Annotated in this window: 10 protein-coding genes and 1 pseudogene; 7 read left to right on the top strand and 4 right to left on the bottom strand. The window is 67.9% G+C overall.

Annotation, left to right across the window (positions count from 1 at the left end; all coding sequences use genetic code 11):
* Positions 1-6: 6 nt before the first annotated feature.
* The 3 genes from ABD355_RS44115 to ABD355_RS44125 all read left to right on the top strand — a co-directional run bounded on the left by ABD355_RS44115 (position 7) and on the right by ABD355_RS44125 (position 2,275).
* The gene (locus ABD355_RS44115; protein ID WP_344407074.1) at positions 7-990 is read left to right on the top strand and encodes an NADP-dependent oxidoreductase; all 984 of its coding nucleotides are present in this window, start codon (positions 7-9) and stop codon (positions 988-990) included.
* A 5-nt stretch (positions 991-995) separates the two neighbouring features.
* Positions 996-1,439 (top strand): SRPBCC domain-containing protein, encoded by a 444-nt coding sequence (locus ABD355_RS44120; RefSeq protein WP_344407075.1) that lies wholly within the window; start codon positions 996-998, stop codon positions 1,437-1,439.
* 143 nt (positions 1,440-1,582) lie between these two features.
* A complete protein-coding gene (locus ABD355_RS44125; protein ID WP_344407076.1) occupies positions 1,583-2,275 on the top strand; it encodes an NADPH-dependent F420 reductase in 693 nt (230 codons plus the stop codon).
* Between the two features lie 414 nt (positions 2,276-2,689).
* Here ABD355_RS44125 and ABD355_RS44130 read toward each other — a convergent pair whose 3' ends face one another.
* Together ABD355_RS44130 and ABD355_RS44135 are read right to left on the bottom strand one after the other, a co-directional pair.
* Positions 2,690-4,747, bottom strand: coding sequence for an RICIN domain-containing protein (locus ABD355_RS44130; RefSeq protein ID WP_344407077.1), 2,058 nt, complete (start codon positions 4,745-4,747; stop codon positions 2,690-2,692).
* A gap of 132 nt (positions 4,748-4,879) precedes the next feature.
* Positions 4,880-5,944, bottom strand: a complete 1,065-nt coding sequence (locus tag ABD355_RS44135; protein WP_344407078.1) for a LacI family DNA-binding transcriptional regulator — start codon at positions 5,942-5,944, stop codon at positions 4,880-4,882.
* Between the two features lie 449 nt (positions 5,945-6,393).
* On the opposite strand from ABD355_RS44135, the gene ABD355_RS44140 reads away from it, so the two are divergent.
* The 4 genes from ABD355_RS44140 to ABD355_RS44155 are packed head-to-tail and all read left to right on the top strand — an operon-like array spanning position 6,394 to position 11,642.
* The gene (locus ABD355_RS44140; protein WP_344407079.1) at positions 6,394-7,707 is read left to right on the top strand and encodes an ABC transporter substrate-binding protein; all 1,314 of its coding nucleotides are present in this window, start codon (positions 6,394-6,396) and stop codon (positions 7,705-7,707) included.
* 13 nt (positions 7,708-7,720) lie between these two features.
* The gene (locus ABD355_RS44145) at positions 7,721-8,701 is read left to right on the top strand and encodes a carbohydrate ABC transporter permease (RefSeq protein ID WP_344407080.1); all 981 of its coding nucleotides are present in this window, start codon (positions 7,721-7,723) and stop codon (positions 8,699-8,701) included.
* Entirely contained in the window at positions 8,698-9,579 is an 882-nt protein-coding gene (locus ABD355_RS44150) for a carbohydrate ABC transporter permease (protein WP_344407082.1), read from the top strand. Before ABD355_RS44145 ends, ABD355_RS44150 begins: the two co-directional genes overlap by 4 nt.
* Before the next feature lie 47 nt (positions 9,580-9,626).
* On the top strand, positions 9,627-11,642 hold the full coding sequence (locus tag ABD355_RS44155) for a beta-galactosidase (RefSeq protein ID WP_344407085.1): 2,016 nt from the start codon (positions 9,627-9,629) through the stop codon (positions 11,640-11,642).
* A gap of 144 nt (positions 11,643-11,786) precedes the next feature.
* Here the strand turns inward: ABD355_RS44155 and ABD355_RS44160 are convergent.
* Together ABD355_RS44160 and ABD355_RS44165 are read right to left on the bottom strand one after the other, a co-directional pair.
* Positions 11,787-11,984, bottom strand: a pseudogene (locus ABD355_RS44160) (response regulator transcription factor); the annotation flags it as partial.
* A gap of 335 nt (positions 11,985-12,319) precedes the next feature.
* On the bottom strand, positions 12,320-13,021 hold the full coding sequence (locus ABD355_RS44165) for a TetR/AcrR family transcriptional regulator (protein ID WP_344407086.1): 702 nt from the start codon (positions 13,019-13,021) through the stop codon (positions 12,320-12,322).
* Positions 13,022-13,087 lie beyond the last annotated feature (66 nt).

Consider the following 13,087-nt stretch of genomic DNA (forward strand, 5'->3'; position numbering starts at 1 on the left):
GGCCGGATGAGGCCCCTACGCCGTGAACCCGCACACATCACGAAAGGCAGAGCTGTGAAAGCCGTTCAGTACCAGAGTTTCGGCGGACCCGAGGTCCTTGAAGTCGTCGATGTTCCGGATCCGAAGATGTTCGCCGATCTCGTTATGGTGAGGATCCAGGCGGCGGCGCTCAACCCGGCGGATCTGGCGTTCCAGGGCGGACACGCGGATCCTGTCATGGACTCCCTTTTTCCGGTGACGCCCGGGTGGGATCTGGCCGGGGTCGTCGAGCAGGTAGGACCCGCTGTGACGGGACTCCGGCCGGGCGACGAGGTGATCGGCTACGTACGCGGCCAGGCCATGCACTACGGCACCTACGCGGAGAAGATCGCGGCCGAGCCGCGCCAGCTGGTGCGCAAGCCGAGGAACGTGAGCTGGGCCCAGGCCGCCGGGCTGCCGGTCGCCGGGCTCACCGCCTACCAGGCGATCGTGCACAGCCTCGAGGTGACCGCCGGTGACCTCGTGCTCGTGCATGGAGCGGCGGGCGGCGTGGGACACCTCGCCGTCCAGATCGCTTTGGCACGGGGTGCTCAGGTGATCGGGACGGGCTCCGAAGCCAGCCAGGCGTTCATCGAGTCCCTGGGGGCCACGCCGGTGCGCTACGGAGACGAACTGGTCGAGCAGGTGCGCAAGATCGCTCCGGACGGGGTCGACGCGGTCCTCGACACCGCGGGGCGTGGCTCCCTTGCCACCACGCAGGAGGTCGCCGCCCTCGGGGTGCGGGTCGCTTCGATCACGCAGTCCGCCGCCGAGTACCCGGGGGCCGTCGACGTCTACCTCTACCTCGACAGCGACGACCTGACCCGCCTGGTGGAGCTCGCCGAAGAGGGCAAGCTCACCGTCCACATCGACCGGGTCTATCCCCTCGACCAGGCCGCGCAGGCCCAGCAGCACCTGGCCGGCGGCCACACCCGCGGCAAGATCGTCCTCGAAAACCGCAAGGAGGCGTGACAAGCATGGGCAACAATCCCGTCATCACCGCGGTCACCGACATCGCCGCTGCCCCGGAAGACGTGTGGAAGGAACTGACCGACTTCGCCTCATACGCACAGTGGCACCCCTCATTGAGTTTCGTCGATGTCCCCACCGATATCCGTCCCGGAACCCAGCTGCGGGCCCAGGTGTCGCTGAGGAGCGAGATCGACGGGGAATACAGCTTCACGGTCCTCCACTTCGAGGCGCCGAGACGGCTTGCCTGGGAAGGCGGCATTCCCGACGTCCTCATGGGGCAGCACTCCTTCCTCCTCGAGGCGCGTGAGGGCGGAACGCGCTTCACGGAATCCGAGGAGTTCTCCGGCCCGGCAGCCGTGGAGACCGTGGAGCCCGCCCGGGCCGAGATGGAGGAGCGTTACGCGAGCTACGGCACCGCCCTGAAGGAACGACTCCTTTCCCGGCACTGATCCCCCTGCGCAATCCGCACTGCGGACACCCCGTCCACGGCCAGAGCACGTCCACGCCCGCAGACCGCCCTCACCCAGCCGCCTCGGTCTGCGGGCGCCGGCGAGTTCGTCCAGAGACGAAGCCCATCTCACAAGGAACAGCAATGAACGACACGCTCGGCATCATCGGGAGCGGCAACATCGGCGGCGCGGTCGCGCGCCTGGCCGTCAACGCGGGGATCGACGTGGTGCTCAGCAACTCGCGTGGTCCCCAGACCCTGCGGGGCCTCACCGACATCCTCGGCCCCCGGGCGCATGCGGCCACTCCGGCAGAGGCCGCCGCGGCCGGCGACTGGACGGTCGTCGCCGTGCCCTTCAGCGCCGTACCTCACCTGCCCGCGGACGCCCTCGCTGGAAAGACCGTCATCGACACGAACAACTACTACCGCCTGCGGGACGGCGTCATCGCCGAACTGGAGACGGGCAGCCTGACCGCAGGAGAACTGTTCCAGCGGTACGTACCGGGCGCGCGGACGGTGAAGACGTTCAACACCATCTACTTCGAACACCTCATCTCCCTCGCCCGTCCCGCCGGATCCCCGGACCGCAGCGCCTTGCCCATCGCCGGCGATGACGACGCGGCCAAGGAGTCCGTCACCGCCCTGCTCGACCGTCTCGGCTACGACTCCGTCGACGTCGGTGCCACGGCGGAGAGCTGGCGCATCCAGGAGGGCAGCCCCGCCTACGTTCTCCCCTACCTGTCCGACTCTCGACTGCCCTTCTTCCGGGACCCGGGGAAGTCGGCCGACACCAAGGCGATTTGTACGGCCCTGGAACAGGCACGTCGCAAGCACTGAAAAGGGGTCCACCCCACGAACCGAGACCGGTTGCTGGGCGGCAAGAGATGCCGACGATCAGCCAATCCATGGAGTCGCCTGTCAGGCTGCGGCCTCCGGGAGGATCGGAACAGCCGGTAGCGACTTCGGGGCGGTCGTGGTTTCGGTTTGGTGAACCAGTCGCTCCCCGCTGAGCCGGGTGATGATTAGCTGCCCTTGCTCGGCTCCGGCGCGGTGTCGCCGGTCGGGTTGGCGCGTCCGGCGCGGTGTCGCCGGTCGGGTTGGCGCGGAGCAGGGCCCGGTAGAGAGCGTCGTGCTGGGCGAGGCGGGTAGGGAGCCGCGAGCTGGGGCTTCGCAGTGGTGCGGCGGGGTCTGTTGGTTGTCACGTGGACGGACCCCGCCGCTGTTCGGCTGTCTTTTCGGCCTCTCTTCGGGTCAGTTGACGCGGACGATCTTCCAGAGCTGGTCGTCGACGCTGACGTTGTTCCACTGGATGACGGAGGCGCCGTTGGCGGTGGAGGACTGCGCCACGCCGGCCACCAGACCGCTGCCCACGTTGACGAGCTTGTAGTAGCCGCCGCCCGCGCTGGTCAGGGTCCATTTCTGGGAGTTGCCGCCAGAGGCGGTGTTCTGGTCGATGGCGGCGCCCGCGGCGGTGGAGGCGCCGCTGACGTCGAGCTTCAGGCCGCTGTGGACGTTCTGGAGTGTCCACGCCCCGCCGCTCTGGGACTGGAAGGTCCACAGCTGGCAGTCGCACGCGGTGTTCTGCCACTGGTCGGCTGCCGTGCCGGCGGTGGTGGAGGCGTTGAGGATTTCCAGGTACTTGCCGCTGTTCTTGTTCACCAGCACGTACTGGCCGCTGGACAGGTTCGGCAGTGCGGTCTGGGTGAGGTTCCAGCGCTGGCAGGCGCAGCCGGTGCTGTCCCACTGGCCGGCGGTGGTGCCGGCGGTGGTGGAGCCGCCCGGGATCTCGAGGTACTTGCCGGTGACTCGGTTGAGGGCGGTGAAGCCGCCGGACGGGCTGGGGGCGACGGCCCATTCGTGGTCGAGGGTGCCGTTGTCGTCCCACTGCAGGATCTTGGCGCCGTTGACGGTGGACTGGTTCTCCACCCCCAGCACCTTGCCGCTGGCCATGTTGAAGATCTTGAAGTAGCCGGACGGCTGGAGGACGAACTTCCACTGCTGGTCGGTGACGTTGTCGGTGTTCTGCTGGGTGGCGTAGGTGCCGTTGGTGGTGGAGCCGCCGACGATGGTCAGCATGAGGTTGCTGCCCGCGTTGGACGCCGTGTAGGTGGCGCCGTCGGAGATGCCGCCGCCGAGGTCGATGGTGCCGTAGCTGACGGGGTTGAGGGTGGAGACGCCGCCGTAGCCGCCGCTGAGGACCAGCAGGCTGTGGCCGTCGGCCAGCGGGAGCATGCCGCGGCTGTAGCCACCGGGGACGGTGGACTGGATCCGGGTCCAGGCGTTCGCGGCGCCGTTCTGGGTGTTGAGGAACAGATCGGTGCTGCTCTGGGCGCTCACCGCCAGAGTGCCGTTGGGGCCGCCGGTGGGCAGCCAGGTGACGTACGGCGCGCTGGAGGGGACGTAACCGTCGGTGGCCCTGAGCACCTGGCCGGTGACGGAGCCGAACGCCTCCGGATCGGCGGAGATCTTGTAGTAGACGGCGAAGTTCTTCTCCGGGGCGCCGCCGTACTCGTACGTCATCACGTAGTTGCCGTTGGGCAGTTGGGCGACGGAGGCCATGCCGGGGCGGTTGCTGTAGGTCGGCATCGCCACGTCGTCCACCACGGGGCCCCAGTTGGCGCCGTCGGTGGTGGTCTGGTGCACGAGCTTCTGGCCGTGGGCGGGGTCGCGCTGGTCGGAGTAGTAACAGATCAGCTTGTTGCCGGAGACGAGGAAGAACGGCTCCCACACGGGCGTGTTGCCGTTGGTGTCGAAGGCCGCGCCGCCCGTGGCGATGTCGCTGACGAAGGTCCAGGTGACGCCGTGGTCGGTGCTGGCGTACATGTCGATCTTCGTGGCGGACCGGTCGCTGGGAACGGAGTCACCCGCGATGAGCAGGGTCCCGGCGGGGAAGTTGCCGATCGCGGTGGGCAGCTCGAACAGCTGCGGCTCCCAGCGCATGCCCCAGCCGTTCTGGGTGTCGGCGACGTCCGAGATATGGGTCCAGGAGTTGCCGTTGTCGGTGCTGCGGTAGATCGGGAAGACGGGAGTGCCGGACGTGTACTGCTCGAACGAGGCGAGCATGGTGCCGTTGGACGAGCCGCTGTGCTCCAGCCGGATCGCCCTGGGGTAGAGCGATCCCGGGGCGGGGGCGCCGGAGGGCGGGGTGTACATGGTCTGCGAAGGGCGGGAGAGGGCATGGGCCTTGCCAGCGGCTGGGAGGAGGACCGTGCCGACCGCTGCGATCAGGGCGAGCAGCAGGGGAAGCAGGGGGACGGGGCGGGAACGTGGAGTGGCGCCGGGTCTGGCGCCGGCCTGGGCAGGGGACATGTGCGGCTCCGTAGCGGGGAATGCGCGGGTGTTTCGATTGCCGCCGTTCCCCTGGGCAGTGGGGGGGGGCGGGGAACGGCGGAGTTCAGGGGAGGCGGGCGTGCTGTCGGGGCGGGGAGCTTTGGCGGGTGCTCACCTGCTGTGGGGTAGCAGCCGGTCTCGGTGGGACGGCGGGGGCGCGGTCGAGCCGCGGACGACGAGTTCGACCGGGGGTTCGTCCGCCTGCGGCAGCTCGTCGTCGGGTTTCTCGATGGCGTGTACGAGAAGCCTGATTCCTTCCCGTGCGGCGGCGGCGAAGGGCTGACGCACGGTGGTCAGGGGCGGGGAGACATAGGCGAAGACCGGGTTGCCGTCGAATCCGACGACACTGATGTCCTCCGGCACGCGTCGTCCGGCTTCTCTCAGGGCGTGGATCAGGCCGATGGCCATCTCGTCGCCCGCGGCGAACACCGCGGTCACGGAGGTGTCCGAGGCAAGGGCGCGACCCGCCGCGTACCCGGAGGCGGCCGACCAGTCACCGTTGAGCAGAGGCGGCTCGTGTGCGCCTCGCGCGGCCAGTGCCGCCTGCCATCCCTGGATACGGTCCTTGGTGGCGTACCAGTGGCGCGGGCCGGCGAGGTGGTGGACGGTGTGGTGCCCCAGATCCAGCAGGTGTTCGGTGGCCGCCCGCGCCAGTTCGTGGGCGGCCACACTCGCGGTCAGTGTGCGAGTGGCGGTGAAGGAAGGGGGCGCGCCGAGGAACAGGACCGGTACGTCGACGCGCAGCGGGACTTCTCCCTGCACGACGGGTTCGGAGACGACGACGCCGTCCACGCCCTGTTCCAGGAGCGCCGCCAGAGCGCCTGCGATGCCCTCGGGGTCACCGTCCGGTGTGTTGATCACGCGGAGCGCGTAACCGGCGTCCCGTACGGCCTGCTCGATGTGCACGAGCAGAGACGCGGTCCCGTATCCCGCAGTCCCCAGGGCGACCACGCCGAGGGAGCGGGTGCGCCCGGAGGCCAGGGCCCTGGCCGCGTGGTTCAGCCGATAGCCCAGTTCCCCGGCGGCCGCGAGGACTCGGCGACGCGCCTCATCCGAGACATACGGTTCGTCGTTCAGCACCCGGGAGACCGTCTTGCGCGACACTCCGGCCAGCCGTGCGACGTCCGCACTGCGCGGCGCGGAGGACGCCACGTCGCGCCCCACTCCTGGTGTCATTCAGTCTCCCGAAGGCTGTGTATGTGCGGTGACCTGCGAACTGACGAGGTCAGTATGTATGATCGCGCGGTCTGACCGCGTGGTCATGTCTACGCAGCCGAGCAGGCGGAGTCAAGAGTCCGGACGGCTGCTTTCGCGCGTTCCTCTCGGGGCGCGGCGGCCATGAACACAGCTGGCAGGCGAGCAGCATGAGGTGTCAGCGCAGGTCAGAAGCGAATTGGTTGAGCGGCTTCAACCGTTCGCGTAAGCGGGCGGAGCAGCTACGAGCGCGGCGACCATCATCACTCGGCCTTGACAGTGAGCCCACGCAGAGCTCACTCTTCCTGGCAGCCGCCGATCGGGTTTGTGTGATCACGTTTGATTGTGGTCGATTGGTGAGCCGCTTCCTCCTCCATCCCTTCGGGCCGAAGTGCCACAGCTTGGTACAGCCGCCCTGTCTGGAGCCGTACATGGACCTCTCCCTCTCGGGTCTCTCCCTCCCCGCGCCGAGCCGTCGCAGTCTGCTGCGCGGTGTGGGTGGCGCCACCCTGCTCGCGGGTGCGGGCATACCTCTGCTGAGCGCATGCGGCAGCAGCGGAAGTGGCTCGGACAGCAAGACCGTCACCGTCGGCTCCAACCAGTCGGACGCCGTGCCGAAGAAGGCCTACGGTGAGATCTACACGGCGTTCACCAAGCAGTCCGGCATCTCCGTCAAGGTGAACACCAAGGACCACAACACGTTCCAGGAGCAGATCAACTCCTATCTGCAGGGCACGCCGGACGACGTGTTCAACTGGTTCGCCGGCTACCGCATGCAGTTCTTCGCGGCCAAGGGGCTGGCCTCGCCGATCGACGACGTGTGGGAGAAGATCGGGGACAACTTCCCCGACGCGATGAAGAAGCTCAGCAAGGGCGCGGACGGCAAGTACTACTTCGTGCCGCTGACCACGTACCCGTGGGCAGTCTTCTACCGCAAGAGCGTCTTCCAGAAGCACGGCTACGAAGTCCCCACCACCTGGGACCAGTTGGTCAAGCTGTGCAAGAAGATGAAGAAGGACGGCCTGGTCCCGATCGCGTTCGGTGACAAGGACGCCTGGCCGGCGATGGGCACCTTCGACCAGATCAACTTCCGCCTCAACGGCTACGACTTCCACGTCGAGCTGATGGGCGGCAAGGCGTCCTGGACCGACGCGAAGGTGAAGGCCACCTTCGACCACTGGGCCGAGCTGCTGCCCTACCACCAGGACGGCTTCATGGGCCGCACCTGGCAGGACGCCGCCCAGACGCTGGTGTCGAAGAAGGCGGGGATGTATCTGCTGGGCACCTTCGTGGCGCAGCAGTTCACCAACAAGGCCGACCTGGACGACCTGGACTTCTTCGCCTTCCCGGAGATCAACCCCGCGTACGGGCAGGACACGGTGGAGGCCCCGACGGACGGTTTCATGGTGTCAAAGTCCCCGAAGAACCACGACGGTGTCGTGAAACTGCTGGAGTTCCTGGGTACCGCGGACGCGGAGGAGATCTACCTCAAGGCCGACCCGAGCGTGGTGGCCGCCTCCGACAAGGCTTCCACCGCCTCGTATTCGGTGCTGCAGAAGAAGGCGTTCGAGATGATCTCAAACGCCAAGAGCCTGACGCAGTTCATGGACCGTGACTCGCGCCCGGACTTCACCTCGACGGTGATGCAGCCGTCGCTCCAGAAGTTCCTGCAGAACCCGAAGGGCGTCGATGGCTTGCTGTCCTCCATCGAGCGCCAGAAGAAGACGATCTTCGCGTCCTCCTGAACCGAGCGGCTGAATGACCATCGACATCACCTCGAAGAGCCCGGAGGCGGCTGCCGTGCCGCCTCCGGGCCACGCGCCTGAGAAGAAGCGGGTCAAGCAGGGGCACAGTCGCCTGCTGACCCGCCGTGACCGCGTCACGCTCGCCCTCATGGCGGGCGTGCCGACGGTTCTGCACGTCGCCCTCGTCTGGGTCACCGCCCTCGCCTCCATCGCCCTGGCCTTCACCAGCTGGGACGGCATCGGCTTCGACTCGATCAAGTGGGTGGGGCTGGACAACTTCAAGCAGTTGTTCACCGACAACCCGCAGTTCTGGCCGGCCGTCGAGCACAACATCATCTGGTTCGTCGTGCTCATCCTGATCCCGACGCCGATGGGCCTGTTCCTCGCCGTACAGCTGGACAAGAAGATCCGCTTCACTCGCGTCTACCAGACCGCGTACTTCCTCCCGGTCGTGGTGTCGCTGGCGGTCACCGGCTTCGTCTGGCAACTCGTCTACAACCCCGACACCGGCCTGATCAACAGCCTCATCGGGGCCAACAAGCCCGGCCACTACATCGACTGGATCGGCGACCCGCACCTGAACCTGTGGGCCATCCTGGTCGCCGCCTCCTGGCGGCACACCGGCTACATGATGATCCTCTACCTGGCCGGTCTGAAGGGCGTCGACCCGTCGCTGCGCGAGGCCTCCTCCCTGGACGGCGCCAACGAGTGGCAGACGTTCAAGAACGTCATCTTCCCCACCCTGCGGCCCACCAACACGGTCGTCCTGGTCGTCACCATCATCGAGGCCCTGCGCGCCTTCGACCTGGTGTTCGTCTTCAACAAGGGCGCCCAGGGCACCGAGCTGCTGTCGATCCTGATCACCAACAACATCATCGGCGAGTCCAGCCGGATCGGATACGGGTCGGCGATCGCGGGGGTCCTGCTGGTCATCTCCCTCGCGGTCATCATCCCGTACCTGATCGCGACCTTCCGGAAGGAGCGGCGCGCATGAGCACCATCGCCTTGAAGAAGCGCACTCCGGTCCGCCCCGCCCGCATCCTGCTGCACACCTTCCTGGTCGTCACCTCGCTCGCCTGGCTAGCCCCGCTGCTGTGGGCGATCTTCGCGGCGCTGCGCCCGTACTCGGAGACCAGCACCAAGGGCTACGTCTCCTGGCCGGACAAGCTGAACTTCGACAACTTCAAGAACGCGTTCGGGCAGTCGGACATGATGCACTACTTCGGCAACACGCTGATCATCGCGGTCCCGGCCGTGCTGCTCACGCTGCTGCTGTCGTCGATGGTCGCGTTCTACGTCAGCCGGTTCGACTTCCGGCTCAACGTGTTCCTGCTGCTGGTGTTCACGGCCGGTAACCTGCTGCCGCAGCAGGTCATCATCACCCCGCTGTACCGGATGTACCTGCTCATCGACCTGCCCGGCATCACCGTCAGCGGCAAGCTGTACGACTCCGCGCTCGGCCTGGTGCTGATCCACGTGGCGTTCCAGTCCGGCTTCTGCGCGTTCGTGCTGAGCAACTACATGCGGATGCTGCCGCACGAGCTGACCGAGGCCGCCCTCGTCGACGGCGCGTCGGTGTGGCGGATGTACTGGCAGATCGTGCTGCCGCTGTGCAAGCCCGCGATGGCCGCCCTGGCGACGTTGCTGTCCATCTGGATCTACAACGACTTCTTCTGGGCCATCGTGCTGATCTCCACCGGCGAGAACATGCCGATCACCTCGGCGCTGAACAACCTCTCCGGCCAGTACTTCACCGACCCCAACCTGGTCGCCGCCGGCGCCCTGCTCACCGCGATCCCCACCCTGATCGTGTACTTCGTGCTGCAGCGGCAGTTCGTCAGCGGCCTCACCCTGGGCGCCAACAAGGGCTGACCCCCCTCAAGCCATCTGTTTCCTGCTACCTCCCGGAGCACCCACCAGTGAGCACTGAACGCCGCCTCCGCCTGCCTGGCATCGCCTACGGTGGCGACTACAACCCCGAGCAGTGGCCCGAGGAGGTCTGGGCCGAGGACATGCGCCTCATGCGCGAGGCCGGGGTGACCATGGTGAACGTCGGTATCTTCTCGTGGGCGCTTCTGGAGCCCGCCGAGGGGCAGTTCGACTTCTCCCGCACGGACCGCTTGCTGAAGCTGCTGCACGACAACGGCATCGCCGCCGACCTGGCCACTCCGACGGCCGCGCCACCGGCATGGTTCTTCCGGGCCCACCCGCAGGCCCTGCCCGTCGACCGCGACGGCCGCACGCTGTCGTACGGCAGCCGCCAGACCTTCTGTCCATCCAGCCCGGCCTACCGCACCGCCGCGCTGCGCATCGCACGCGCCCTGGCCGAGCGTTACGCCGACCACCCGGCCGTCGCCATGTGGCACATCCACAATGAGTACGGCTGCCACAACGCGGCCTGCTACTGCGATACCAGCGCGGAGGCGTTCCGCAGGTGGCTGCAGGCGAAGTACGGCGACGACCTGGATGCCCTCAATCACGCATGGGGCACCACCTTCTGGAGCCAGTGGTACTACAACTGGGACGAGGTACTGCCGCCCCGCGCCACCGGCGCCGACCCCAACCCGGCCCATCTGCTGGACTGGCGCCGCTTCTGCTCCGACGAACTGCTGTCACTGTACACGGCAGAACGCGACGTGCTGCGGGCGGCGGACCCGTCGACCCCTGCCACCACCAACTTCATGGTGAACTTCAGCATCGAGGCGCTGGACTACTGGCGCTGGGCACCGGAGTTGGACATCGTCTCCAACGACCACTATCTGAGGTCCAGCGACCCCGAGTCCGAGATCGACCTGGCCCTGAGCGGTGATCTGGTTCGTTCCATGGCCGGCGGCCCCTGGCTGTTGATGGAGCACTCCACCGGAGCCGTCAACTGGCAGCCCGTCAACCGAGCCAAGAGGCCCGGCGAGATGCGGCGCAACGCTCTGGCGCACGTCGCCCACGGAGCCGACGGCATCGCCTTCTTCCAGTGGCGGGCCGCCAAGGCGGGCGCCGAACAGTGGCACTCGGCGATGCTGCCGCACGCCGGCACCGACAGCCAGATCTGGCGGGACGTCGTACAACTCGGCGCTGATCTCAAGGCGTTGGCAGAGGTGCGGGGCAGCACGACGACCGCCCAGGTCGCGGTGGTGTGGGACTGGAACGCCCGCTGGGCTATGGAACAGCCGTCCCAGCCCAACGGTGAGCTCCGCTTCGTGGACCTCGTACGGGACTGGTACCGGCCTCTGTGGCAGGCCCGCGTGGCCGTGGACTTCGTACGACCCGACTCCGACCTGTCCTCCTACCGCCTGGTTCTCGTTCCCAGCCTCTACCTGGTCGACGACACCGGCGCCGCCAATCTCGCAGGCTTCGCCGAGCGCGGCGGCACGCTGACCGTCGGCTTCCACAGCGGTGCCGTCGACGAGAACTGCCATGTGCAGCTCGGCGGCTACCCCGGCGCCTTCCGGGACGTCCTCGGCGTACACACCGACGAGCTCTTCCCGCTGCTGCCCGGCGAGACGCTCTCCCTCACCGGGGCGATTCCGGCGGACGCCACCGCCACCGCCTGGTCCGAGCGCGTCCGGCTCGAGGGCGCCGAAGCGGTCGCCTCCTATGCCGACGGGCCGCTGCAGGGCGTACCGGCCGTCACCCGGCACTCTCCCGGTGACGGGACCGCCTGGTACGTGGCCACTCGCCCCGACTCCGAAACGCTGGCCGCCCTGCTGGCCCGCATCTGTGACGAGGCCGGTGTCGAGCCGGTCGTCGCCACCCCGGTGAAGGGCATCGAAGCCGTCCGGCGCACTGGTCCCGATGCCGACTACCTGTTCCTGATCGACCATGGCGGGATCGGTGGCGAAGTACCCACCGACGGCGTCGAACTCCTCACCGGCAAGGACGTCAGCGGATGGGTCACCGTTCCGGCGGGAGGTGTCGCGGTCGTGCGCGAGACGCGCTGACCGGAGAGGAGCAGGATTCTTCGCTCCACACAAGCGGCGCCCTCAAACCGTGTGGTCCCTGGCCCAGCCGGGCCGCCGCCGCAGCCAGGTCACCGCTCAACTGCGCGGAGACCGCTGTCACGGGCCCGGCTGCACGACCCCGCTTCAGGAGCCCGGCTGGGCGTGCCCGTGCTGCCAGGCCCAGGCCGCGATCATGACCGTCGAGAGGGAGACATACAGCTCGGCGGCGATCTCGGCGTTCGTCCGGCCGAGGGCGACCAAGCGGACGACGTCGAGTTCGCGGTCGGTGAGGGGCTCCACCGGCGGGGCAGCCTTCGCGGGAACAGGGGGCTGCGCGGCGGCCTGCCCAGGAGGGCAGCCCCGCCTACGTACTCCCCTACCTGTCCGACCCTCGACTGCCCTTCTTCCGGGACCCAGGGAAGTCGGCCGACAGCATGGCGATTCGTACAGCCCTGGGACAGGCGCACAACAGACCCTGAGGAAAGGCGGGCTCTGGGCGGAACCGGCTGGTCGAGGAAGTGCACACGATGGTGTGCAAGCAGTGTTTCGCGGTGAGAACGCGACAGCACCCGCCGCGCTCCCACACAGCCGACTGGACCGGGATACACCCGCGGGCGCAGATCACAGGGAGCTCAGCGAGGGATCGAGCGCCACGAGAAGGCTGCTCCAGCCTCAGGTCAGCCGTCCCCCGCATCCAGCTCCGGCGCCGCATCAGCCGGCGGACTGGCGCGCAGCATGGCCTTGTACAGGTCGTCGTGTCCGGGTGAGGCGGGCAGGGGGCCGCGGGCCGGGGCTTCGAAGGACTGGATCAGCAGGGCGACGACGCGGCGCCAGGCGTCGGGGGCGGCGGCGCCGGTGGCGTTGACGACACCGGCGTTGGCCATGTGCAGCAGCACCAGGTCCGAGGAGTCGAAGTCCTCGCGTAGCCGGCCCGTCGCCTTGGCCCGGTTGATAAGTTCGACCATCCCCTCGTAGGCCTCGTTGCGGCGCCGCTCCAGGGCCTTGGCGGTGGGGAAGGTCGTGGTCAGGACGTCGGCGAAGCCGCTGTCGGCGGCCTGCATCGCGCAGGCGGTTTCGATGTAGCCGACGAACCCGTGCCAGGGGTCGGGGTCGTCCAGGGCGACGGCGACCGCCTGGGCGTAGGCGTCCATGCGGTCGAGGAAGACGGCGTCGACCAGCTCCTCCTTCGTGGGGAAGCGGCGGAACATGGTGGCGATCCCCACGCCGGCCTCACGGGCCACGGAGGCCATCGAGGCACCCAGACCGTCACGCGCGAACACCTTGCGCGCGGCGACGGTGATCCGCTCCCGGTTGCGCTCGGCGTCGCTGCGCAGCGGCTGGGTGGCGGGGCCGTCGGGATGCTGGGGGGCAGGGGTCATACCGGGAGTCTAGCAATCGGATTGCCCTATCCATTTTTGGTGGTACGGTGACACCAGTGAAACGGA

The sequence above is a fragment of the Streptomyces longisporus genome (assembly GCF_039532765.1).
In the GTDB taxonomy this organism is placed as follows: Bacteria; Actinomycetota; Actinomycetes; order Streptomycetales; family Streptomycetaceae; genus Streptomyces; species Streptomyces longisporus.

Coding starts and splice junctions, on each gene's coding strand:
- ABD355_RS44120 (WP_344407075.1), top strand. CDS start 996: ATGGGCAACAATCCCGTCATCACCGCGGTCACCGACATCGCCGCTGCC.
- ABD355_RS44140 (WP_344407079.1), top strand. CDS start 6,394: ATGGACCTCTCCCTCTCGGGTCTCTCCCTCCCCGCGCCGAGCCGTCGC.
- ABD355_RS44125 (WP_344407076.1), top strand. CDS start 1,583: ATGAACGACACGCTCGGCATCATCGGGAGCGGCAACATCGGCGGCGCG.
- ABD355_RS44150 (WP_344407082.1), top strand. CDS start 8,698: ATGAGCACCATCGCCTTGAAGAAGCGCACTCCGGTCCGCCCCGCCCGC.
- ABD355_RS44135 (WP_344407078.1), bottom strand. CDS start 5,944: ATGACACCAGGAGTGGGGCGCGACGTGGCGTCCTCCGCGCCGCGCAGT.
- ABD355_RS44145 (WP_344407080.1), top strand. CDS start 7,721: ATGACCATCGACATCACCTCGAAGAGCCCGGAGGCGGCTGCCGTGCCG.
- ABD355_RS44130 (WP_344407077.1), bottom strand. CDS start 4,747: ATGTCCCCTGCCCAGGCCGGCGCCAGACCCGGCGCCACTCCACGTTCC.
- ABD355_RS44165 (WP_344407086.1), bottom strand. CDS start 13,021: ATGACCCCTGCCCCCCAGCATCCCGACGGCCCCGCCACCCAGCCGCTG.
- ABD355_RS44115 (WP_344407074.1), top strand. CDS start 7: ATGAGGCCCCTACGCCGTGAACCCGCACACATCACGAAAGGCAGAGCT.